Annotated in this window: 21 protein-coding genes; 7 read left to right on the forward strand and 14 right to left on the reverse strand. The window is 55.3% G+C overall.

Annotation, left to right across the window (positions count from 1 at the left end; translation table 11 throughout):
* Positions 1-53: 53 nt before the first annotated feature.
* Positions 54-1,085, reverse strand: coding sequence for a galactose-1-phosphate uridylyltransferase (galT, locus tag AC6IZD_RS10305; protein ID WP_497783214.1), 1,032 nt, complete (start codon positions 1,083-1,085; stop codon positions 54-56).
* A 20-nt stretch (positions 1,086-1,105) separates the two neighbouring features.
* A complete protein-coding gene (locus AC6IZD_RS10310; protein WP_497783215.1) occupies positions 1,106-1,570 on the reverse strand; it encodes a YraN family protein in 465 nt (154 codons plus the stop codon).
* A 127-nt stretch (positions 1,571-1,697) separates the two neighbouring features.
* On the opposite strand from AC6IZD_RS10310, the gene AC6IZD_RS10315 reads away from it, so the two are divergent.
* Positions 1,698-2,444 (forward strand): HAD-IIB family hydrolase, encoded by a 747-nt coding sequence (locus tag AC6IZD_RS10315; protein WP_497783217.1) that lies wholly within the window; start codon positions 1,698-1,700, stop codon positions 2,442-2,444.
* A gap of 59 nt (positions 2,445-2,503) precedes the next feature.
* Here AC6IZD_RS10315 and AC6IZD_RS10320 read toward each other — a convergent pair whose 3' ends face one another.
* From AC6IZD_RS10320 to ilvD, 4 genes are all read right to left on the reverse strand, one after another.
* On the reverse strand, positions 2,504-3,646 hold the full coding sequence (locus tag AC6IZD_RS10320) for an aldo/keto reductase (protein ID WP_497783218.1): 1,143 nt from the start codon (positions 3,644-3,646) through the stop codon (positions 2,504-2,506).
* Positions 3,647-3,677: 31 nt separating this feature from the next.
* Positions 3,678-5,024, reverse strand: coding sequence for a hypothetical protein (locus AC6IZD_RS10325; RefSeq protein ID WP_497783219.1), 1,347 nt, complete (start codon positions 5,022-5,024; stop codon positions 3,678-3,680).
* Between the two features lie 9 nt (positions 5,025-5,033).
* Complete coding sequence (locus tag AC6IZD_RS10330) at positions 5,034-7,031, reverse strand: OPT family oligopeptide transporter (RefSeq protein WP_497783220.1); 1,998 nt, start codon at positions 7,029-7,031, stop codon at positions 5,034-5,036.
* A gap of 161 nt (positions 7,032-7,192) precedes the next feature.
* Positions 7,193-8,920 carry a dihydroxy-acid dehydratase gene (ilvD, locus tag AC6IZD_RS10335; protein ID WP_497783221.1) on the reverse strand — a complete coding sequence of 576 codons (1,728 nt, stop codon included), beginning with the start codon at positions 8,918-8,920 and terminating at the stop codon, positions 7,193-7,195.
* Between the two features lie 167 nt (positions 8,921-9,087).
* Between ilvD and AC6IZD_RS10340 the strand changes: the two genes are divergently transcribed.
* The 3 genes from AC6IZD_RS10340 to AC6IZD_RS10350 all read left to right on the forward strand — a co-directional run bounded on the left by AC6IZD_RS10340 (position 9,088) and on the right by AC6IZD_RS10350 (position 11,696).
* Positions 9,088-9,585: a redoxin domain-containing protein gene (locus AC6IZD_RS10340; protein ID WP_497783222.1), complete on the forward strand. Its 498-nt coding sequence runs from the start codon at positions 9,088-9,090 to the stop codon at positions 9,583-9,585.
* A 6-nt stretch (positions 9,586-9,591) separates the two neighbouring features.
* Positions 9,592-10,134, forward strand: coding sequence for a DsbA family protein (locus AC6IZD_RS10345; protein WP_497783223.1), 543 nt, complete (start codon positions 9,592-9,594; stop codon positions 10,132-10,134).
* A gap of 290 nt (positions 10,135-10,424) precedes the next feature.
* Positions 10,425-11,696: a hypothetical protein gene (locus AC6IZD_RS10350; protein WP_497783224.1), complete on the forward strand. Its 1,272-nt coding sequence runs from the start codon at positions 10,425-10,427 to the stop codon at positions 11,694-11,696.
* A 700-nt stretch (positions 11,697-12,396) separates the two neighbouring features.
* Here AC6IZD_RS10350 and AC6IZD_RS10355 read toward each other — a convergent pair.
* The 6 genes from AC6IZD_RS10355 to AC6IZD_RS10380 all read right to left on the reverse strand — a co-directional run bounded on the left by AC6IZD_RS10355 (position 12,397) and on the right by AC6IZD_RS10380 (position 21,222).
* The gene (locus AC6IZD_RS10355; RefSeq protein WP_497783225.1) at positions 12,397-14,826 is read right to left on the reverse strand and encodes an SLBB domain-containing protein; all 2,430 of its coding nucleotides are present in this window, start codon (positions 14,824-14,826) and stop codon (positions 12,397-12,399) included.
* A gap of 107 nt (positions 14,827-14,933) precedes the next feature.
* Positions 14,934-17,291: a capsule assembly Wzi family protein gene (locus AC6IZD_RS10360; protein ID WP_497783227.1), complete on the reverse strand. Its 2,358-nt coding sequence runs from the start codon at positions 17,289-17,291 to the stop codon at positions 14,934-14,936.
* A 79-nt stretch (positions 17,292-17,370) separates the two neighbouring features.
* Entirely contained in the window at positions 17,371-19,020 is a 1,650-nt protein-coding gene (locus AC6IZD_RS10365; protein WP_497783228.1) for a glycosyltransferase family 4 protein, read from the reverse strand.
* Between the two features lie 472 nt (positions 19,021-19,492).
* Positions 19,493-20,170, reverse strand: a complete 678-nt coding sequence (locus tag AC6IZD_RS10370; protein ID WP_497783229.1) for an alpha/beta hydrolase family protein — start codon at positions 20,168-20,170, stop codon at positions 19,493-19,495.
* Positions 20,171-20,179: 9 nt separating this feature from the next.
* Positions 20,180-20,644 carry a twin-arginine translocation signal domain-containing protein gene (locus AC6IZD_RS10375; RefSeq protein ID WP_497783230.1) on the reverse strand — a complete coding sequence of 155 codons (465 nt, stop codon included), beginning with the start codon at positions 20,642-20,644 and terminating at the stop codon, positions 20,180-20,182.
* 56 nt (positions 20,645-20,700) lie between these two features.
* A complete protein-coding gene (locus tag AC6IZD_RS10380) occupies positions 20,701-21,222 on the reverse strand; it encodes a CBS domain-containing protein (protein WP_497783231.1) in 522 nt (173 codons plus the stop codon).
* A gap of 120 nt (positions 21,223-21,342) precedes the next feature.
* Here AC6IZD_RS10380 and AC6IZD_RS10385 point away from each other — a divergent pair, with 120 nt between their 5' ends.
* Both AC6IZD_RS10385 and AC6IZD_RS10390 read left to right on the forward strand, forming a co-directional pair.
* Entirely contained in the window at positions 21,343-21,849 is a 507-nt protein-coding gene (locus AC6IZD_RS10385; protein ID WP_497783233.1) for a DinB family protein, read from the forward strand.
* A 72-nt stretch (positions 21,850-21,921) separates the two neighbouring features.
* Positions 21,922-22,329, forward strand: a complete 408-nt coding sequence (locus AC6IZD_RS10390) for a YidB family protein (protein WP_497783234.1) — start codon at positions 21,922-21,924, stop codon at positions 22,327-22,329.
* A gap of 18 nt (positions 22,330-22,347) precedes the next feature.
* On the opposite strand, the gene AC6IZD_RS10395 is transcribed toward AC6IZD_RS10390, so the two are convergent.
* Positions 22,348-22,995: a nitroreductase family protein gene (locus tag AC6IZD_RS10395; protein WP_497783235.1), complete on the reverse strand. Its 648-nt coding sequence runs from the start codon at positions 22,993-22,995 to the stop codon at positions 22,348-22,350.
* Between the two features lie 104 nt (positions 22,996-23,099).
* Here AC6IZD_RS10395 and AC6IZD_RS10400 point away from each other — a divergent pair, with 104 nt between their 5' ends.
* Positions 23,100-23,417: a carboxymuconolactone decarboxylase family protein gene (locus tag AC6IZD_RS10400; protein ID WP_497783237.1), complete on the forward strand. Its 318-nt coding sequence runs from the start codon at positions 23,100-23,102 to the stop codon at positions 23,415-23,417.
* A gap of 72 nt (positions 23,418-23,489) precedes the next feature.
* Here the strand turns inward: AC6IZD_RS10400 and AC6IZD_RS10405 are convergent, their stop codons facing one another.
* The gene (locus tag AC6IZD_RS10405; protein ID WP_497783238.1) at positions 23,490-23,972 is read right to left on the reverse strand and encodes a GNAT family N-acetyltransferase; all 483 of its coding nucleotides are present in this window, start codon (positions 23,970-23,972) and stop codon (positions 23,490-23,492) included.
* Positions 23,973-24,042 lie beyond the last annotated feature (70 nt).

Here is a 24,042-nt window from a genome sequence, read left to right on the forward strand (position 1 = left end):
CTGCAGACAACAAGAGCAGGAGTGACCTCCTGCTCGTTTCTCGAACTTAGGAGTTATCTCACACGCTGGAGCCCGAAGGGAATTTCTGCTTCGCGCAGGAACTTTGCGCTTTCTTCGGGCGGTGTCGGATTGATGTAGAACCCGGTGCCCCATTCGAATCCCGCCGTATTGGTCAACTTCGGGATGAACTCGATGTGCCAGTGGTAGTACTCAAGCGAGGTTTCCTGCACAGGCGCGGTGTGCAGAGCCAAGTTGTACGCAGGACTATCGAGGGCCACCTCGCTCTTCATGAGCAACTGCTTCAATGCTGCCGCGAGATTTACCATCTGATGCGACGAGAGATTTTCAAACGCCGACTCGTGGCGTTTAGGGAAGATCCAGGTCTCAAACGGGAACCTTGGCGCGAACGGCGCGAAGACCAGGAAGTCATCGTTTTCGCTCACGATACGAACTGGATTCTCCATTTCTTGCCGCATGATGTCGCAGAAGATGCAGCGCTCTTTCATCACAAAATACTGGCGCGCTCCGTCTAGCTCCTCACTCACGTGCTTAGGCACGATGGGCAGCGCAATCAATTGAGCGTGCGGATGCTCCAGCGTAGCGCCAGCAGCTTCACCGTGGTTCTTAAAGATCATGATGTACTTGAAGCGGCGATCCTGCTTCAGGTCGACTATGCGGTCACGCCATGCCCAGAGCACACTTTCAATGTTCTTTTGTGGCTGCATCGCAAGATGAAGCGAGTGGTCCGGTGTCTCGACGATGACTTCATGCGCGCCGAGGCCATTCATCTTGTCAAACATGCCTTCGGCTTGGCGGTTGAGAGTACCTTCAATTCCAAGCGCAGGAAACTTATTGGGCACAACTCGCACCGTCCACCCAGCAGCGTTCTTCTGCCCGCTGCCATTCGAGTTTGGACGATAGGCTAGCACCTCGGAAGGCGTCTTGGATTCGTTCCCCGGACAGAAAGGACAGAATCCGCCCTTCTGCACGACCTTACTGCGCGCGAAATCACTAGGTCGCTTGGCACGGTCTGTAGAAATAATCACCCAGCGTCCGACTATGGGATCTTTTCTAAGTTCTGGCACACTCGTTCCCCTTGCGCCGGCTACAGCGAAAAGCGGCGCTTTTCACTCATACTACGCCTTGGAAAGGCATCTTTGAAAAGCTCGATCTCTGGTTTGTGACCGGGTTCGAGATAGACACTGACAACATCAAACCGGAACTGCGGACAGTGGCGCTGAGTCCGCAGGAACAGTGCTGCCATGCCGCGCAGTTCCGACTGCTTGGCTCTGTCTACCGCCATCTCAGCAGGAACAAAGCCGCGACTGCTTCGCGTCTTCACCTCAACAAAGCAGAGCGTCTTCCCTTCCCATCCAATCAGGTCCACCTCTCCTCTGCGCCCCTTGCAACGCCAGTTGCGGGCAACCATCACATACCCATGTCGACGCAAGTATCGATAAGCGATGTCCTCACCCTTTCGCCCGGTTCGCAGATGAGCAGGCCTGCTGCGGCGCAGACCCCGAAAGGCACGCACAATCCTCTGCAGCATCGCCGCAATTCGCTCTGACATCCCGATCTCGTCCACGGGCCAAAGTGTACCGCAGAACCCGACCCGCGCCGAGCATCCGTGTCTAAAACCAGACACAATGATTTAAGATTGGGCAAAACAGATCACGTCTGAAAAGGTGGATGAAGTCTTGAAGAAGTTGATCGTATTTGATCTTGACGGCACCCTCGCCGAAAGCAAATCGGCTCTGGATTCTGAGATGTCCGTCCTGCTGAATGACCTGCTCGGCGTTGCTAAAGTTGCCGTGATTTCCGGTGGCGATTGGCCACAGTTTGATAAGCAACTTGTCGCCAAGCTTCCCGGTGGCGAACGCATGCACAACCTGCTGCTGCTTCCTACCTGCGGGACAAAATTCTTCCAGTTCAATGGTGGCTGGACGAAGCTCTACTCCGAAGACTTCACCGCCGATGAGAAACAGAAGATCATCACGTCCATGAACCGTGCCCTTGAACTGACTGGCTTCAAACCGGAGCAGGTCTGGGGAGAGATCATCGAGGACCGCGGCAGTCAGATCACATTTTCTGCACTCGGGCAGAAGGCGCCCCTCTCAGCCAAGCAGACGTGGGATCCCGACTTCGCTAAGCGGACAAAGATCAAAGCTCTGCTTGATGGCTACATCCCCGAGTTCTCGGTTGGCATGGGTGGCACCACCTCCATTGACGTGACTAAGCCCGGTATCGACAAAGCCTACGGCATCTATAAACTTCGCGATATCCTCGGCATCGCACTTGAGGAAATGATCTTCATCGGAGACGCAATCTTTCCCGGTGGGAATGACTATCCGCCAAAAGCTGCGGGAGTGCTCTCGATCCAAGTGCGTGATGTACAGGAGACGAAGCGCGTGATTGAGGCAATCGTTGCTTGTCTCGGTGAGTAGTAGCTCAGAATAAAAAAAAGGCACCGCCAAGGCGATGCCTTTTTCGTTGTTGCCCTTGATTACGCCAGCAATGCCGTGACCTTCGGCATCCACTCGCTAATCGGAATGCTCTGTGGACAAAGCGCCTCACACGTACCACACGCGATGCACGAACCCGACCGCTGATCTGGAGTGAGGAACACTTCGTAGCGGAATCGCGCTCCCGCGACATCGTCAAACAGGTGAGCGTGATTGAAAAAGTCGAAGTTTGTCGGAATGTTCACACCCGTTGGACATGGCATGCAATAGCTGCATTTTGTGCACGGGATCGGCGTGCGGGCGCGATACATATCCCGAACCTTCGCGATCAACTTATGATCTTCCTCGCTGAATGCCCCAGGCTTCGACGCGCCGGCGTACTTCAGATTGTCTTCCACCTGCGTCATATCAGACATGCCGCTCAGCACAACCGAAACCTCAGGCTGATCCCACAACCAATGTAGAGCCCACTCAGCCGGTGCGCGCCGCACCGGGAACTGCTCCATAGACTCAAGCACATTCTTCGGCGGATCGACCAGTCGCCCTCCCAACAGTGGCTCCATGATCACGACTGCCAACCCCTTGCTGGCTGCCAGTTTCAGACCGCGCGTACCAGCCTGATTCTCAATGTCCATGTAGTTGTACTGGATCTGGCAGAACGTCCAAAGATCGCTTCCATTCACAATCTCTTCAAAGCTCTCGTAGTCGTCGTGCATCGAGAAGCCGAGATGGCGAATGCGTCCATCGGCAAGAGCCTTTGCCGCTTGCCCCAGCAAATCATATTTCAGCACGACGTCGTGCCAGCGGCTCTTGTTCAGCGAATGCAGCAGGTAGAAGTCGACGTGGTCGGTTTGCAGCTTGTGCAGTTGTTCGTTAAGCAAACGATCAAAATCCGCGGAGCTTGTGACCTCCCATACGGGGATTTTCGTCGCGAGCTTTACTTTGTCGCGATATCCATCCTGCAGCGCCTTGCCAACAACGACTTCGCTTTGGCCGCTGTGATAAGGATAAGCCGTGTCCACGTAATTTACGCCGCTATCTATTGCATGTCGCAGCATGCGGATGGCTTCGGCCTCATCGATGTTCGGGCTCATCCGATCCCCATCCGTCGTGGGGAAACGCATGCAGCCAAATCCGAGCGCGGACACTTTCCAGTCGAGCTTTCCAAAATTGCGGTATTGCATTTCGATCCTTTTCGTATCGTAATTCTTATAACTAGATTGTACCCTGAATAACCTCTTCGGCTGTGCACACATCCACAATGCCCTTGCAGCCGTAGATCACAGGAAGAACTTTCTCGGCTGGATACTTTCTGCGCCACTCCGCAACCTTCTCAGTGCCCGCTCGATACGCCGGAAGATACATGCGTCCCAGCAGGGGATGTTGTCCCCAGGCACCGCTCAATTTGTCGGCGCGCTCTTCGCTGACTAGGAAGTCGTGGCGGAGCACCTGCGCAACCTCTTCCTGCGGCTTGCCCTCTCCCCAGGTTAGGAAGCTCGACTGATTCTTCGCGTCATCTTGGAGGAGAGCAAGCAAGGCACCAATCTGCATGTCTTCATCCGGAAGCTGATCAAGTTCGGTGACGCCATGCGCAATCAGAATGGCGTTATTCGCAATCCCCTCGAACAGCGCTGCTGCACGAGTGTTCATGGTCAACACCGTGGATTCAAATCCCGCCAATCCGCGCACGTACATGTTCTGCAGGTAGGCGAATGTGGTGACGTGTCCGGGAACAACTTCGTGGCTGATCAACTGATAGAACTCAGGCACCGAAATCTGAAGCGAAGCATTGATCTCGTAAGTTGCTTCGTACTCCGGCTCGCCCTTCGCGGTCCGGGCGCGTCCCACATAGTTCATCGAACCCGAGAACCAGGCGTCCTTGATAGGCAGGAAGTCGATGTTAGCTTTCGGGACATTGAACAGTTCCTTCGGCAGATACGGCGAGAGGTGCTTTGCGCTGTGTTGGTCGAAGTACGCGATCACAGCAGAACTCAAGGTGCGCACACTGGCCATTGGAGTAACGCGATCTTTTCGCCACGAATCTACTGCGCTCAACAGTGAAACATCATCGTGCGATGAATGACCTGCGCGCCCCAGTAGCTCGGCAACACGATCGCGTTTTGCCGTTGGGTCCGAAGGCTCAGGCATCCGTCCGGAAGAAGCCAGCACGCAACGCTCGTAAGGAACCTTGGGCCCCTTGCCCAGCATTTCCATGGCAAGGTCCCACATCACTTCGAGCGATTCTCCGAGCCCGGCAAGATACTTTCCACGAAGGCCGCCGACCTTCTGTGCTTCGCTCTTCAGACCGGCAATCGCCGAAGGCAGGTCAACTTCCTTCAGATAGGCTTCGACCGCCTCGCGATCAATCTGCTTTGCGCCAACGCCGCCGCTCTCTCGCACACGCGCCCCCGCCGGAGTGGTGTACGCAAGCGGCAAGGGATCGTCGCTAAACCATGAGTCCGCGATGAAGCGCCCTGTCCCCGAAGGGCACATCACGTCTCCGCCCCACAGAGTATCGATCCCGATTACTGCATCTGCGCAATAGCGTCCTGCTGCGTCCATTTCCCCTCCCTACTGCTTTGCTTTCTTAACCGAACTGAACCACACATATCCACATAGCGCCACGAACATCAAAGCCGAGATGGATTCCGATATCGACAGCGTCTCGTACCACGGCGTCCTGATCAGCTCTTCTCGATACCACGGGAATAACCGTAAGGCCGCCCCGAATACTCCGCCCAGAGCACCGCCCGCCATCAATCCCGAAGCAATGATCACGCCGCGCTCACGAATGCTCCGCCCCGCGTCGCCGCCCTGCTTCTCCGCCTTCTTGTTCAGCAAATGCGACAGGAAACCGCCGACCAGCGCGGGAGTGTTCAACTCAAGCGGCAGGTACATGCCCAGCGCGAAGATGAGCGAGGGTTGGCCAAGCATTTCCATGACAATCGTGATCATGGCACCCACGCCGAACAGAAGGTACGCTACCGGCTGTCGGCTCATGAAGCCTTCGACGAGCGCTTTCATGATGGATGCCTGAGGCGAGACTAGCACCGGACGCAGATCGCCCGGCAGCGCCTCGCCAAACTGGAATTTGCTGGCCAGCATCACAATCGTTAGGCCGGCGGCGAGGGATGCGGCAATTACGCCGATGAACTTCACCTTCTCCTGCGCGGCGGGAGTCGAACCGATCCAATACCCTGTCTTCAGGTCGGTGATGGTCTGCCCACTGACGGACAGCGCGGTGCACACCATTCCGGCAATTGCCATGACAAAGAACATGCCGGTCGTGCCCGAAACTCCGAACCGCAACAGCACGATCGACGAGATGATGATCGTCAGCATCGTCATGCCGCTCACAGGATTTCGCGCCGTGGTGGCAATGGCGTTTGCCGCAACAGAGGCAAAGAAGAAGGAGAACACCACCGTAAGCAGCACGCCAAGGCCAACCACCGACCAAGATGCCTTGAGGCTCCCCAGCAGCATTGCAACGACAAGTGCGCTCACAACCACGCCGAGCAGGATCGAAATCATCGGAACATCGCGATCCGTGCGTTCCACATTGCGATCTTCACCACGATGGAACGCCTTGAGAGCGATGCCAAACGAGCCAGCAACAATCCTCAGGCTCTTGAAGATGCCGAAGATTCCAGCCGTTGCAATTGCGCCCACACCGATGAAACGCACATAGCTGCGATAGATCTGAACAGCCGACATATCGCTGATAGGAACCGTTCCCGGATAAACCGTGCCAACAACGTGCTGCCCCACAAAGAACACCAGCGGAACCAGCACTAGGTTCGTCATGACGCCGCCCGCGCAGAGGATCAGCGAACTGCGCAAGCCCATCACATATCCAAGCCCGAGGATGAAGCTGATCGCGTCGAAGCTGAGTGCCATGCGCGTTTTCACGCCCAGCGTCTTCACAATCGGGACCCACGGGAAGCTAACCGTTTCTTTCCACACCTGGAAGGTAGTGACGAAGAAGTCGTAGACTCCCGAGATCAGCGTCGCCTCAAGCAGCAGCCTTGCTTGCGAACCGCCCTTCTCGCCCGTCACCAAAACTTCGGTGATCGCCGTCGCCTCTGGATAAGGCAGCACCCCGTGCATCTGACGCACGAAGTAACGGCGCAGTGGAATGAGGAACAGCACCCCAAGACAGCCACCAGCGACGCAGATGCAAACGGTCTGCACCGGCTTCGGATCGAGCTTCAGAATGTAGAGCGCGGGGAGAGTGAAGATAGCTCCGGCCACGACCGCACCCGCACATCCGCCAATCGCGGTGATGATCACGTTCTCCAAAACTGAAGAACGCCGCGCATAAGCTCTCGTCAGCCCGATCGCCAGGATGGAGATGGGAATCGCGGCTTCCATCACCTGGCCGACTTTCAATCCTGAGTAAGCGGAAGCGATCGTGAAGATAACGCACAGGAACGTGCCCCAAAAGATCGAGCGCCACGTCAGTTCCGGTTCGCGGGCAGGCGCAGGAATAATAGGGCAATACACTTCGTCTTGCGCCAGAGGCTTGTAGGCGTTTGCTGGGAGTGACTTTGTTTCGGCTTCGGCGGCCATGAGGGAACCTTTCGTCGAAAGACTACTTTGCTGGCCGCGAACTTGCGTTCCACAGAACCTCGCCGCCAGACCGTACTGCAGAACACTACGCAAAGCGCGAAGCGCACGCCGTGATTCAGCGCACGCCTGTTGCGCAATATTTCACCGGGTCACACTATTCGCTATATTTCAAACACCGCTCCGGTATCGGCGCTCGTTACGTGCAGCAGATATCGAGCCAGCCATCCGCGCTTTACCTTCGGCTCAAACTTGGGCAGCGCTTTCAAGCGCTCTTCAAGTTCGGCGTCGCTCACCTTCAACTTGAGTTCGCAGGTCTTTGCGTTGATGTAAATGCGATCACCCTCTCGAACGGCAGCAATTGGTCCGCCCGCAGCCGCTTCGGGCGAAACATGACCAATACACAACCCGCGCGTGCCCCCGGAGAAGCGTCCGTCCGTGATGAGAGCAGCGCGAATGCCTGCGCCGACGATGGCTGCAGTCGGAGAGAGCATCTCCTGCATACCCGGCCCCCCGCGTGGACCTTCATAGCGAATGATGACGACATCGCCGTCTTTTACTTCCCCGGCCAGAATGCCACGCAGTGCGTCTTCCTGCGATTCGTATATCTTCGCTGTGCCCTCAAACTCCATCATGTCTGGCAGCACGCCAGCGACTTTCACAACGGCACCCTTTGGTGCGAGATTTCCAAACAGAACAGCCAGCCCGCCGGTATTCGAAAATGGCTTCTCTACCCGACGAATAACGTCACCATCAGCATCCGGCGCTATACAAACAGCGTCCGCAAGCTTGCCCGCAACTGTCTGCACATCAAGCTTGAGTTCATCCGAGCCGAGATTTGTCAGTTCTTTGAGAATCGCCGGAATTCCTCCCACGCGATGCACATCCTCGATGTGAACCTCAGGACGACTTGGCGAAACTTTGCAGATGTTCGGAGTGCGCGCAGAAATCTCATTTAGGCGCTTCAGGTCAAAGGGAATTCCGGCCGAGTGAGCCAGTGCGAGCGTGTGGAGAATCGTGTTCGTCGAGCCACCCATGGCCATGTCGAGCACGAACGCGTTCGTGAGTGCCTGCTCGGTGATGATGTCCAGCGGACGAACGTTCTTCTCGAGGCAGTGCTTCAACGCGTGCGCCGCTCGCTTCGAGAGAGCAACTCTCTCGGGATTCAATTCGGTCTGTGTGTAGGTGTTATCCGTCCAACGCTCAGCGGGAATAGTTCCCGTGCCCGGCACAGCCATGCCCAGAACCTCGCCAAGGCAATTCATGGAATTCGCCGTGAACATTCCAGCGCAGCTTCCGCAACCTGGACATGCCTTCTCAGCCAGCGCACGCAATTCGCCTTCGGTCATCTTGCCAACGCTGTGCTTGCCCACCCCTTCGAAGACGGTGATCAGGTCGGTACCGCCCGGCCCTGCAAGCATGGGCCCGCCACTCAAGTACACGGCTGGTATATTGATGCGTGCCATGGCGTTGTACATCGCGGGAACGATCTTGTCGCAATTGGCGATGCCGATCCATGCGTCGCACGGATGCGCGCCAATGATGGTTTCGATCTCATCCGCAATCAGTTCGCGCGAAGCTAACGAGTACTTCATGCCGTAGTGGCCCATTGCGATGCCATCGCAAACTGCGCCACCTACATTCGCATACCAAACGTTGAATCCCAGTGCCTTCAGTTCGTCGCGTACGATCGCGCCGATTTTGTCGAGATGCGCGTGGCCAGGAATCTGCGTCGTATACGAATTGATTACCGTGACAAAGGGCTTATTCAGATCGTCGAGAGACTCGATCAGCCCCTCGGCCATCATCAAGGAAGCGGCCGGGAGCATGTGTGCGCCCTCGGCCACAATTCGGCTGCCGTGTTTGCGGATGTTTTCGATACCTGAATTCATTTGCCATTCAGTTTACTTGAACAGCTCACATCAGCGCACTCCTGAATTCCCGCCCACAAAACCGAAGTTCAGAAAAAACGCGCCTCCTGGAGTCCTACTGCATCCATTCAACAAGCACAATTGTGCTCCGACCGAAGGAGCCCTCATTTTTCGACGTGGAGGACGATATGGCAGTCTCGACCAACAATGAGTTTCAAGCTTCCAGCCTGCTTGCTCCAGGAACCAAAGCACCCGACTTCACTTTGCCTTCATCGCCCCAAGAAAAAGTCTCGCTCAGCAGCCTGCGGGGCAAGCCGGTAATTCTTGCCTTCTATCCTGCCGATTGGAGTCCGACGTGCGGTGACCAGATTGGGCTTTACAACGAAGTTCTGCCCGAATTCAAGAAGTTCGGAGCCGAGTTATTGGGTGTATCGGTTGATGGCCCGTGGTCTCACAAAGCCTACGCCGAGCAGCGAAATCTTCATTTCAAGCTGCTTTCGGACTTCGAACCGAAAGGGGCTGTAGCTCGTGAGTACGGTGCATATCGCCCCGCGGATGGTATCTGCGAACGTGCCTTATTTGTCATCGACAAAGATGGTGTGATCACTTGGAGCTATTTATCACCAATTCGCGTTAACCCCGGCGCTGACGGGATCCTCGAAGCCTTGGAGAACCTTCCTAAGTAGGAGCCTATGGCCGCCCTCAAAGTACCAGTTACGCACGACGATCATGCGCAAGGGCCGGAGAATGCACCAGTCACACTGGTCGAGTATGGCGACTACGAATGCCCACATTGCGCGCGAGCTTACAGCATTGTGAAGCGATTGCAGAGCCATTTCGGCGATCACCTTCGGTTCGTATATCGCAACTTTCCGCTCAGCGAATCACACCCCAACGCCGAATCGGCCGCCGAAACCGCGGAATTCGCAGCGGCTCACGGCAAGTTCTGGGAGATGCATGACTTGCTGTTCGAGAATCACGAGAGACTTGGAGGCGAGCTCTATCTGGAACTCGTACGAAAGCTTCAGCTCACCCCCGCGGCACTCAGTCAGGCATTGGAAGAAAAACTTTTCGAGGAACGCGTCCGTTCGGAATTCAGTGGCGGCGTGCGCAGCGGAGTGAATGGCACCCCTACTTTCTTCATAAACGGAACACGCCACGATCAACCGTTCGAGTATCCCTTTCTCGTTATGGCGATCGAAGAGGTAATCGGCACCCCTACCGATCAAGGCTGAGCTTCATCCGAGCTGCCGCATATCGGTGATCTGCGGCAGCTATCGACCCCGTCCGTTCAATCTGAAGTGCTACACCACATGCGGACTTACTGCATGCACTGAAGTTCTCACTATAGGTTGAACATGCCCCATTCCAAGTGATCCCCCTTACACCTACGGCTCTTATCTCGTAATCCTCAGGGTTTTTGCTGCGCAAGAAAGCAGCGACGTTGCTCGATATTGAATGTGTCAGCCCCCTGCTCGGTAGGGCGAATTAAAACGAGCTGGCAAATTCCGTATTTGAGGATCTAATGAATAAGACCCTGCTCGGAGCCCTCTGCCTACTAACGGCTTCAGCGTTTGCGCAAGTTTCGGTTAACGCGACTTCGCCAATAGCCTACTCCACCGTGAACTCCCCCATTCACGTACACGCGACGGCGGCTAGTTCACACCCAATCGCCGGATGGCATGTGTACGTCGACAATAATGACTCTTACGTGGGACCCGCGACCGGGACCATCGACACCTACATCAGCGCCTCACAGGGAACGCATCAAGTCGTAATCCGCGCGTGGGATTCGACGGGCGCCTTCGGAGACAAATACCTTCAGACAACTGTCGCAGCTGCAACCGCAGGTGTTTCGGTCCAGGTAACGTCTCCGACCGTAAGTTCGACTTCCCCGCTGAAAGTCGCCGCGTCGGCCTCAAGCTCGCACCCCATCGTTGGATGGCACGTGTATATGGATAGCAATGACGTCTATACCGGTCCCGCCTCGAACAGCATCAGCACGAGCCTGAATGCCTCTGTGGGAACGCATACCCTGGTCATCCGTGCATGGGATTCCACCGGAGCCTACGGCGACAAGACGGTGACTGCCAGCGTCACCAATCCGACAACGACGCCTTCGACAGGTCTTCCCACCCCGCCCTCTACAGCAAAAGTCTTCAGCAAGATTGAGGAAATGACGACCGGATGGGGTTCCTGCGACTCAGCGGCATGCGCCGGCGGCACCGGAGCAGGCTCCTACTGGCAGGCTTTCGACCAGAGCTCGCCTTCGATGGACGGTCGCAGCATGGAGATCTACCATGACGGAGTCTGGGGCAATGCTCTCTGGTGGAAGCACCTTGGCTCGAACGACAGCGCGACCAACTTCCTCTGGGACTATTACGTCCAGGTGGACAACAACGCAGCTAACTACGCGCAGTCGCTTGAGTATGACGCCTTCCAGTTCGTGGGTGGCTACAACTACATGATTGGGACACAGTGCAACTATGCTGCTCGCGTGTGGGATACATGGAATGAGTACACGCAGCAATGGCTGCACACCACGATCCCCTGCCAGAAGTTCTCGGCCGGAACATGGCATCACATCCAGTGGTACATGACCACGAACCACACCAATCACACATACACCTACAAGACCCTTGTGGTGGACGGTAACGTCTACAACCTGAACCAAACCCAGCCTGCGAAGTACCTGGGATGGTCTTCGAACGTCGGTGTGCAGTGGCAGCTCGATGTGAACGCCACGGGCGGTGGATACCATGAGTGGGTCGACAACGCTAAACTGACAATCTGGTAAGCTTCGCTCACCGGACATCAAGGGCTGGCCTAATCGGCCAGCCCTTCTCTGCGTTTACAAAAGCCATGCCGGAATCATTCCAAAGCGCAAATGGGGAGCGCCGCAGTAATCAATGGCCAGCTCTGAGTGCCGGAGCGCGAGAGGTCACGTTCCGTGCGCACGTCTTCGACATCCACTCACAGCCGACGAGTCGTCATTCATCGCGTTTAGTGGACTTCGTAAACTCAGAGAGTCTTTTAGGCCCCGAAGCGTGCCGCCTTGAAACATACTGACGCGACAGGAGCTGCAAGCGACGTAGTCACAGCCAAGCGACTGCCAGCCTGTGCAGAATTCTCTCTTTCAGAATGCATAACGCTTGCTCGAGTTCAGTCCGAGGGGCCCACGTATGAGGCACATGCGTGAATAGACGGAGCGAAGGTGCTCTCATAGGTCGAACCGCGCACCATAGGGTCGCAGCACCGAAGCATCAGCTGTGCATCAGCTTTGATGACTTAAAGAACCAAGCATGGAGTGGGCTCTTCGCCGCACCACCATACTAAAAGATGTTTGCCCGTCTTCGCGCAATGCCAGCACCTAAAGCGCGTTCGGCGCGTCTGTGAAAAAGGCTTGGATGGGATATCAATCGAGTCTGAAACTGACACCGGCGGCGATGCATTGATGCACCGCCGCCGGATTTTCTGTGTTGGAGCTAAGCGGATTGCTATTTAAGAACGTTGATCGCTGCGGCGCCCAAGCCGATCTGGCCGATCACCTGCGACCAATCTTTGATGCTCCTCATCAGCGCTCCCTGTTCGAGGCGGGTTGGAATCACAATGGTATCTCCCGGGATCACGCGCATCGAACCAATTCCGGCTGACCATAGACCAGAAGTGTTTGTCCTGCTCAGAACGCTTCCGTCTGCCCGAATCACGAAAAGGTATTTCATATCCGCATCCCGTGTGCCTCCGCCCGACAGCTTAAGATAATCACCTATTCTGCGGCTTTGGCGATACAAGAGTGACTGCTGGTTGTAAACAGCTCCAACCACATTCACCATGGAATAAGTGTGCGGCACGAGCAGGTCGTCACCATCTTCCAACTCGATGTCGGGGAACGCATCCACGCCCGTTCTATCCGGCGCAATCTCAAGCACAATGCGTCCAGTCGCCTTCACATCGCGAAGTTTGCCAACCAACGCACGCTGCGCTTCCATTTGGGCTGTGAGGTTTCCCTGCTGATCCTGGGAAAGTCGATTCAGGTTCAACGCTTGGCGTTGCGACTCCAGTTCCATCTGATGAACCAGCTGATCCAAGCTTGCCTGCTGCTGTTTCTGCGCAGACTCGCGCGTGAATTGCGATCCAAAGATGAACGCCTTCTCCGTTAAGCCGCCTGCGCGTGCGATAAGCGAATGTAGAGTCTCTCCCGGGTTCACCTTGTAAACGCCAGGCGCCCTGAACTCTCCTTCGAGCTTCACAAATTTCGACTGGTGCTCGTTTGATACTGCGATGTCGTATTGAGAGAAGATGGTAACTACGTCACCAGGTTGAAGCAGGATGTTGTCTTGCTCACTAGCTTCCAGAATCGCTTTGCCAAGATTAAACGGGATGAGAGTTGTAGAAAGGTCAGTCGGATTCAAACGCTGAATAACTGCATAGTCCCAATTGATATCTGGCGCGCTGCGTTTCACATCATTGCGCAACTCACCTTGTCCAGAAACAATTGATGACTGAGCATGCCAGTTTGTATCCAGAGAAGCACGTCGACGGTTACGCTCCGCTTGACTATATGTCTCGGCTGGATCATATGTATCCGCTTGGCGGACTACATCCGGTTGGCGATCTATCGACGCCCTCGATTGGGAATTAAGCAGTTCGGGATTCATTTCTCCCGACGATCCCAATCCCGTATCAGTCTGGCGATCACTCTCCACTCCGGTACGTGTCTCCGTCCGAAAACCTGCAACCTGAGGAGTGCCCGTCGAGTTCTGCATGTTCCAGAACCCGCGAGTCAGAAGGAATTCCTTGTTTGGGATGAGGTCACGGACCCTCATTCCGGGACGCAGCGGATAGCGACCAGGTTCGGCCACGTTTCCACGCAGAGTTACGGCATTCTCAAATCGCGGAGAAATTGAGAACACACGAACCAGGTCGCTGTCGCGCAGCTCGTGCGTAAGTCCGGCTGCATCGAGCGTGAACTCATCCACCTTGCGTGTGGTTCGATTCTCAATCCTCTCCACCACCACGCGTTGGCCATCAGCAACGTTACTCAAACCGCCCGCTATATCCAGTTCTTCGCCCAACGTCGCGGTGCCACTCAGCTCATAGATCGCGGGAAAGTTTACGCTGCCCGTGATCGCAACCTGAGGACCGCGAGCCGGAATGTAAATCACATCTCCGGGCAATAAAACCACGTCCTTCGACTTGTTTCCCTTGAGCAGTAGATCATACATATCGAAGTCTGTGATTACACGATCACCGCGCTTCAACTGTATGTGCCGCATTGATCCATGGATCGATGGGCCGCCCGACGCGAATACTGCGTTCACCAATGTGCTCAGCGAACCAACCGTGTACGTGCCCGGGCGCCGCGCATAGCCAACAACGAAAACCTGAATCGAGCGCAATTGTCCCAGGGTAACCCTCAACTCAAAATGCCGAAACACCTGTCCAACCGCTGCCTTCAGATGGTCAGGCAACTGCTCGTACGTAACGCCAGCAACGGAAACCGAGCCCACTTTCGGCAAGTAGATCTGCCCATTGCGATCAACTTTCACCTTGGCATCTACGTCGATCTGGCCCCATGCGCGGATTAGCAGTTCGTCACCTGGTCCGATCACATAATTTGCGGGAACAGCAATATGGTCGAGCGGAGCGAACGTGCTTGGGACACCTTGGAACAAGTTGTATCCGAACAACGGCAATCTTTTCCCAACAGAGCTCTCGACGAGCAATTGGAATTCAGTGGGGGCTTCCGGAGGCACTTGCATCGCAGCAGGGCCGCGATCTGTTCCTTTGATGGTCGGCTCGATGGCTGTCGTTTCATCAACCCGGATCGTTGTCGGGCTAGGGAGGGTTGTCCCGGATGCGTTTTGCGGCGCTTTAGCAGCAGAGCCCTGCATAGCCGGGACCTGCGACGTCATCTGATCGGACATTTGTGCCGTCTGGGCCGCTCCTGTGGTGACACCCAACACTAGCGCGCTTGCCAGTAGTAAACGGTTGCTGAATTCGTGTAACGCGGTTTTATTCACTTTATCTTTAATCACCGTCTGGGAAGACCCCAATTGCTCGGACGAAATGAAATCTGAATCTGACTAACGACATTAATCTGTGGCGTGGAGACCAGCACTGGAGCATTCCAGCGCTCCGCTTGCAACAGGTACTGCAACGCAAATCCGTTGCGCCACTTGTAATGCAACTTGGCGTAGGCGTCGGTCTGGCTCACTCCCTGGGGCACAAAGTACTGCGAAACCTTAAGCGTTCTGTACCCGAACACCAACGCGCTTTCCGGACTGAGCCAGTACGTCGCCCATGCCTGCCCGCCCGTTCCTTCGCGACCCAGCCAGGAACTTAGCAAGTATCCCTTATTTGTGTAGCCGTCGCGGTAAACGCCCTCGTAGTAGTACAGCTTCCCGCCCTTGGCCCGACGATCTGTTGTATCCGTCGTCCCGCCTTCGACATGCAAATCCAATTTCGGAATACCTGGTATTTTCGCAAGATAGATGCCCGGTGTCACTACAGCGTTCTGCGGAGCAGCAACTGGGGAAACATCATCATGAAGCGCAGTGTCTGCGTAGATCGTCACCCAGTCTCTTAGCTTAGGTACCCGATATCGAAAATCGAAATTCGCATGCCGCATCCCGAGCACGTTGTGCGTGCCGTCAACGTAGGTTCCGCTCGAAGTGCTCGTGAAGCTTTTCCAGAAGTTGCCCAGCGTCAGCGGCGAGCCTCCCGGGCCGTGACCTGCGATGACGGCATCACGCGAAAAGCCTAACTCCAGATTTTTCGTCGGCTGGAAGTTAATCTTCTGTCCATAGAAAAAGGCTTCGCTCGGAAAGTGGTGTCCTGACAGCTTGCCAAAGAAATTGTCCCAGCGGAAAGGTCCGGTTATCCGCGACAGTAACGGAATGTACAACGGGGTCGTGCGATTGATCCTGAGCGAATAGAACGGCTCTGCGTTGTTGCTCAGCATCATAGCCGTACTGTCGTCCGTACCCCACCAGTAGCTCTGTTTGCCGACCGATACTTCGTGTCCTAGCAGATGCATCGAGACGTATGTGTCGAGCAGTCGAAATGAGTTCGAGGCCTGCTTGGGAGAGTAACTCTGTACGGGGATGTTGTCCTGAGTGGCGATAATCTGGGCGATGTCGCCCGAATAAGCAGGAATAGCCGGAGTATGCTGATATTCCCCGCGCACATAGTACGAGAATCGCCCCTGCTCCGCCCGCGCCTGGAATCCATTAATCTGCTGCCAGCCCCGACCATAGCGACGGCCGAAATCGTCTGCAAGTGTCTGCCCGAAGTGGAAGCCGTCGTTCAGAGGCGTGCCGGAGATGTACTGCGTGCGACTGTATATCTCGTCGATTTCGATTCCGCGATTCAGCTTTCCTGAGTCCAACTCCGCTTCTGCGTCCAACTCCTGCGACAAGCCGTTCACCAATGCGGCCGATTCCTTGTCGAGCGACGTTGTATCAACGCTAGCGAGCATTTGATACACAGACAACCGTGTCCAGGGTCGCAATCCCATGTAGTCGCGGCGAACTACTCCTTCTGCGGCCAGACGTTCGATTGCCGGATAAATCCAACTGTCTAGTTCTATGTAGGTCGAACTGAGGCTCGAAATTGGCAGCGGCGATTCTAATCTTTCGAAGGTCCCAAAGCGGTCAAGCGAAGGATCGTGGTGGCGTTTCTGAACGCTGCGGCCAATCAGGTATCCCATCGTGCCGCCAACCAGCACATCAGCAGGAAAGTGCTGGCGCGCGCCTACTCTCGCGAAACTCACGCCTGCTGCGGTTCCGTAAGCCAGCAATTTTGTCATGGGGCCGGGATACTGCGACGCAATAACCGTGGCCATCGCAAAGGCTGTTGCAGCATGTGCTGAAGGAAAGGAACCACCGCTTGATTGAAAGAAGCGCCCGGTGCTATTTGCGTCCAAAGGTCGCTGGCGGCGGAAAGCGTACTTCACTGCTTCGTCCACCCCAAGCGCATCGACTCCGGCTTCCATGGAGAGCAGTCCCGTTTCCCGCAGTTGGCTATTCCCGGTGCGGAGACCACTTAGATACATGGAACCGGCTGCCAAGCCCAGGACCCCAACACCGACATTTGAGAAATCGTTGCTAAGCTGCTGGTGTCCGTTGCGGACGACCTCGTGAGATGAGGTTCGGTCTGTCATGATCAGGCCAGTCGAGATCCCGGCCATTGGCACCAACCAGCTAGCATCTTGAAGCTTCAATCGGAACGGACTTGTCCAAATGAACTTCTGATCATCCACGACATTCAATGCAAACCGCTTGGCATCGCCGAGAACGCTGTCTTGGCTATATTGGGTGTCACTTTTCTTGGCAGAGTCGGTATCCGATTGCACCTGCGCCGGTATTTGTCCGCAGAATAGGGCCGACAACAACAAGATACTCGAGAGTCTTAACAACACCGGTCCCCCAGCTTACTAACCATATGTTTTCTTGAGATCCCTCGAGCCCTTATGACGTGAATGACTGTCTCGGGAGTGATCCCAGTCCGAAGGAACCTTCTGATGCCTTATCGCTATTGCAGTGCACTTCAACAGATAAGAGGCTGGAAGCGGCAACAGTCGACGACAGTCCAATCGGCTGTGGAGTCAAGGGCGTGATGAAATCGGGGGAGATCGCCTTCGATGCGGCATTCTGCGTGCACGTTCCCTCCATGCAGCGCTCCAAGCCTGAAACGATCGCAGGAAGAAGCTCAGCAAGTAGCACATTGGAATCGAACAACACATGCTCTCGATCCAGCCTACGGGAGAGAATCACCCACCCGAGCTTTCCATGTATTTCGCTGTTCAGGTCGAATCCAACCCTGAAGCAGGCAGGATCAAATGAGCGCGTCTCCTGCGTGTATCCCCACTTCATGAAGTGGGATCTAGACTTGCAACCAGGAATTCCTTTAATCATAGATGAATTGAAAACCAGCTGAAAACCATCGAACTCCATTTGCTTAAGCGAGTTCGCCAACTCATCCCCGATCATCGCTAAGCATCCCGACTTTTCGATTCTGTGGGCTATGTGTCTCAACGCAACGTCGTTTGCGAGCACCTTCCGCTGCTCAAGAATCCTAAAGAACAGACGACCAAGCTCTCGGAACTCCATGTAGCCGAGAGAGACCACACCAATCACAAGAACTGCAAGCAGCACAATGCAGCATACGACTTTGACCACGATGTGCCCGGTAGCGATTCCAATTCCGGCGAGGCCGCAAACAATGGAAACGGAGTGAAGAACCAGCGCCGTCTGCCTCTGCGAGAATCCCTTATCGAGCAGTTTGTGGTGGATGTGCTCCCGATCTGGTTCGAATATTCGGCGCCCGCTCAAGAACCTACGACTTACAGACACTCCCGTTTCTGCAAGAGGTAGCGCGAGAATCGCAACTGCAACGACTACGGTAGCCGTTGCCGCGTGAGATCCGCTCCAGGACAGTCCGAGGGCGCTGATCATGAACCCAAGGAACAGACTGCCACCATCGCCCAAAAACATGCTTGCTGGATTGATGTTGAATCGCAAGAATCCCAGGATCGCACCCACTAGGATGGCTGAGATGAGCACCACTCCCCATTGACCTGCTCTGAACGCGAGTATCGCAACTGCGGCGAGAGAGAGTGCCGCAGTACCACCCGCCAAGCCATCGATTCCGTCGATCAGGTTGATGGAGTTGCTGACAACTACGGTCCAACCGACAGACGCGAGCAATAACACGAGCGGCCCATGGCCGCAAAACGACTCCCCAAGAGGAGTGCCTCGAACAGCTTGAAACAGCGCTATGCCGCAACCGATCTGCACCAGGAGCTTTAACTTCGCCGACAACGGGTGTATATCGTCCCACAATCCGATCAAGAACATGGCAGATGCAGGAATCAGCGTGGCCAGCACAAATTTCGGAATGCAACCTGCAACGAAGTAGGACGCCCCCGCGACAGCGATTAATGACGAGACGAAAATCCCCACGCCCCCAAAGCGAGGAATTGGCTTCCGGTGAATATGCCTTTTAGAGCGTGGCCCTGCGGACCATCCGTATTTACTTGCCAACCAACGAATGACCGCATTCGTGACCAAAGATAATGTTGTGGAAGCCACTACAGCGAAAACTAGTATGGTCGTCATTTTCACTTTCGTTACAGCAAGCGAGCAGTAGACTTCGCTACAACTCTCAACAGTCCCTGACTACAGCCCAGAGTGGTCCCGGTCGAATCGCATCGCAGTCTCAACATACACGGGAGTTCCTTTAGGCGACATGATCTGCTATGAGGTGTCGAAGCCGAATCAGCAGCTTACATTCCTACCCCATAGCTCCGCCCGTCGCACAGACCACTCCCGCGACCTAGCTTCTGTTACATCCTACTAACGTCACAAAATAACCGACACTCGCGGTCAACGGGGGGACATGACCTCTAACAATGGTCACAAGTCGTGCGTATTGAGTAAACACAATCAGTGACTTGTCGGTGAAAAGAATATAGCACTTGTAGGGTACACGTCGAAAGTGACAAAACTAGAACTAAAGGACTACATTCCCACAACGCTCTTTGCCACTCGCGGGATTGCAAACGCGACTGTGGGCGTGCATTTCAGTTACTCAGTGCGGTTCTAAAGCTCCGAAAAAGCTTGAAAAAGACGACTGAATTCGCTCCACAATCACATCAGCCGTGCTTGACCTGATCAATTCATGCCCGGCCCCCTGAACGTTTATCAGTTCGGTCCTGCCTGGTATCAGAAGTAACACCCTCTGCATCTCCTCGCTGGTTCCCATTCCATCACGTGAGCCCTGCACAAAAAGCGATTGTGTTCTGAGCTTCGGGAAATGACCTGTCCGCGGCTGGTCGAGCTTTTTGGGTGGGTGCAACGGGTACGAAAGCAGCAATAACCCATCTGCAATCTCGGGGTGTGATGCTGCGAGCATGGTCGCCTGACGGCCTCCGTAGGAATGTCCGCCCAAAAACACTCTTCCCGGGACAACACGCCTGATCGCCTCAACAGCCGATTGCAAACCTTGCTGATCCCGTTCGGCGCTGCCCCTCATCGGAGGCCCACTCGGGCGCTTTTGGCGGAATGGCATGTCGCTCCGCAACACGGTCATTCCCAATTTGGAAAATTTCTCGGCGAGCGCTTTCAACAGAGGAGATTCGCAGTTCGCACCCGCACCGTGGGTCAGTACCAGCCCATCTCCCGAAGCCTTTGCCGGACGGTGCAGAAATCCTCGGACCGCCGGGTCACGCGTATCGTCCGTAAACTCGGAAACGCTCTGATCGTCCATTGATGAATCTCACTGACCGCTCTTGCGCGATGCTTCCCACACCGGGCGGTAATCATAGGTCGGATAAAACTCGGTTCGAAACGCTCCCCATGCCTCATGCTCAATCTGAAGATTGATTTCGCGGAGCCGCGAGGCTGGAAATCGCAATGTCACGACCTGCCCGATTCCCATCACCACATACCAGGAAACTACCTCCACCCCCTGCGGTGGAAAGTTCTTCTGGAATCCTGTTTTCGTCAAATGAGCATTGATCTCGTCCAGCGTTTTCGTCTCATCGTGTCTCAAGAAGATGGTCATCATCATACTCTCGCCGACACTGCCAGCCGCTTCCGACCGGTCCGCATGCGCCGCATCAGTCACAGCCGTAGCCGTCGCGACGGTCGCCGCTGCTTTTGTCAAAAACTCACGGCGTGTATGACCATTGTTAACTTTCGTAAGGCGGGCCTTCCCTGCGGAGCTAGTCTCATCATGCACCCCAATCTCCTCCGTTCTTCATCAGATTCGTGTTTACCTGCCACCGCGCTCGTCACTTAACAGCTATAAGTTCCTGGCAGAAATACAATCTGCTGATCGAGCCCATACTCTCGGAACACCTGCTCCAAATACGAAATGATCTCTTCCTGGATGTCTTCTCGTGACATCAGCGCGATCACATTCTCTCCTTCATGCACGGGTAAGTATTGCAACCGGTGATCCCGCATCAGGCTGAGAGCATCCAGCGCAGAACTCTCTACGGTCGCCGATATGTTGCAGGGCGCCATCACATCGCTCAGCGCCGCTCCGGGCACGGTGGCCGAACCTAGGCGAACGTAATCGCGGCATGAAAAGACACCCACCGTGCGATTGCCATCCATCACCAGAACCGCGCACGTGTCCTGCTCAGCCATCAATCGCACAGCATCCTGTACGCTTGCGTCGACCTGCACTGCAAAGGGATGTGAGTGCCTTTTATCGAGAATGCTTCGCACGGTCAGCGGCGCCACTCGAGGATGCCGAGGCATTTCAGCCAGTGTCCCAGCAACGCGCGCATCCAGAACTGTTTTGTGTCCCATCTCCGGCCATCCTGGGCACATTGGATGCCCGTGAATGCCCAAAGACTTCCGAATCCGAGGGTTCCGTGCTCCCTGGTAGGTCCATGACAATAACGCCAAAACGGCTATATTCTGTCTCGCATGGAAATCCGTACCATCACGCCTTTTCTCGACTACTTTGGCCGCGTGCGCGAACGTACCATGCGCATCGTTGCCTGTATTCCACCTGGCCAGATTGATTGGCGTCCGGTGCAGGGCAAGTTCTCCCTCGGCGATCTTGCGCGACACATTGCAGCGACCGAGCGCTATGTCTTCGCCGAATGCGCCTCTGGCGGGCGTAACAAATATGCGGGCTGCGGCCCGGAGTTCGCCAGGGAATGCCAGGCGGTAGTCGCGTTTATGCAGCGCCTGCATGCTGAATCCGTGCAGATGTTTTCACGCCTGACCGATGATCAACTCCAGCAAAAGTGTTCCTCTGCCGACGGCACTCCCATGACTACATGGAAGTTGTTGCGCTCCATGGTCGAACACGAGATTCATCACCGCGGAGAGCTTTACGCCTACTTGGGGCTCCTCGGAGTCACAGTGCCTCCGCTATACGGGCTCGCCTCAGAGCAGCTGCGCGATCTCGGGCACGGTAATCAGTAACTAAGCTCGTTGGGCCTGCGCAGGAATCTTGATCGCGGCATCCAAGTACGCATTCCGATTTGCGAGGTCTACATGAGCTTCTTAGGCAGTCTTCTCGGGGGCATTGGCGGGGGCGGCGAAAACTCTGAGCACGCAGGTGTTGCCCAGGAACTTCTGAATCAGCTTCAAAGCGGGCAATCCGGAGGTCTGAGCGGCTTGCTGCAGCGCTTCCAACATCACGGCATGTCGCAGCAAGCGAATTCATGGGTCGGAACCGGCGAGAATGAGCCGATCTCTCCCGATCAAGCCGAACAGGGCTTTGGGTCAGAGCAATTGCAGCAACTCGCTTCGCGCGCCGGCGTTTCACCCGGAATCGCAAAAGTCGCTCTCGCGGCGCTGCTTCCGGTCATCGTCGACCACCTCACTCCAAATGGGCAAATGCCAGAGCAGCCGACTCTCATGCAGCGCATCTCCGGAATGCTTGCACGAAGGTCGGCCTGAGCAGAATTGCAGAGCAGTTTATTTCGGATGTCCGACGGGAATCAGATATATCGCTGTCTGGCTTGCGGGTAGCGCAGCGGCTTCCTGTACTTGCTTCGCATCGACACCCCCGACCGGCACCGCTCCAAGTCCGAGGGCGGTCGCCTGCAGCAGGATGTTTTGTGCCGCGTGACCTGCTTCTAGATCCACAAATCGCTCGCCTGTTCCCTTGCCTGCACGGTCATACTCGCCTGTGATCAAAAGTACGGCCGGTGCATGTTTCACCGTATCTTGACTGCTGAGCAGCGCACGCAAATCTTTCACAGAGTGCTGTTCTAGCGCATGCCCCGAAGGGATGTATTCTGAAAGGCCATCGGCAGTCGCAACGTACACATGCAGGTAATACTTCGCATGCGCGGAAGGCGCGGTCCGGTGTCCCTTGTTGTCCGTGACTCCTTGTGCTGCCCACAACAATTGCGAAATCTCCTGTTGGGTCAGCTTCGTGGGTGCAAAGCTTCGAATTGAACGCCTCGTTGCCAGCGCCTCGTCAAGCGTCATTCCACCCGAACGCGATGGAGCTGGCAACGCGACCTTCGTCACGGTCGCGCTGGTCGAAGAGGCGCTTTGCGCAGACATCATGCCTTGCATCAATACACCGGCTATCACACACATCCGAAAAATACGCATGAGTTCCTCCAAGCGCACATTGAAGCACAATTAACGCCCTGCGCGATGTGATTGGCTGAGGCACGCATGCGCTATACTTCCTGCTCTACGGAGGTAATGAGTACATGGCCCAACCTTCAGATCACAATCAACACTTCAGGAATAACCATCCAAAAGTTTGGAATGCTTTCTCGAATCTTGCTGATGAATGTCATGGTGAAGGCCCGCTAGACGAGAAAAGCCGTCGTCTCATCAAAGTTGCGCTCGCGATTGGGTCCGGACTCGAAGGTGCGACTCACTCCGCCGTTCGTCATGCTCTCGATGCAGGTGTCACTGCCGCCGAACTCGAGCACGTTACGGTGCTCGCCATCACGACACTGGGTTATCCGTCGGCTATGCGAGCGCTTTCGTGGATACAGGATCAGACAAATCAGAAAGAGTAACTTGCTTAGGCACGAGCCTTACGACCAGAATTTCTATCGCAATCTTGGCCGGAGTTGATCCGGCCAGGGCACTCAGCGCAGTATCAAGTCCATATAGACGTCCGCGCGCTTGTACGGCGAAGGAGTAATTTCATCGTCGGCCATATGCCGGAACCCCAGCGATTCATAGAGTCTGATCGCCGGATGAAGCTTACTGTTGGTCTCGAGATAGAGCCGGCGTGCACCCAAATCCCGCGCAAAATCCAGCGTGGCTTTCAACATGATCCTTCCAATTCCCTTCCCCTGATGCGAAGCCGTGACTGCCATCTTCGATACTTCAAACTCCCCCTCGCCCATCGACACCAGAGCACAGCATGCAACGATCTCATTGCCGCAGAGAGCAAACACTATCTGCCCACCGCCCTCGAGGATCAGTTGCGGGTTCCCCAGCATCTTTCGATCTTTTTCTTCCAACTGGAAATACTTCGTAATCCACTCTTCATTCAGCTTTCGAAACGCCTCTTCATCGCCCGATCGGAATGGGCGAATAACAACCTGATCACACATACTTGACATTGAGCTATTGTAGCGATCCCCCGATTGTGAATTTCCTCTCCATAGCAGTACTCCACTTGCCAGTAGCCTT

The organism is Koromonas humicola, from assembly GCF_059726255.1.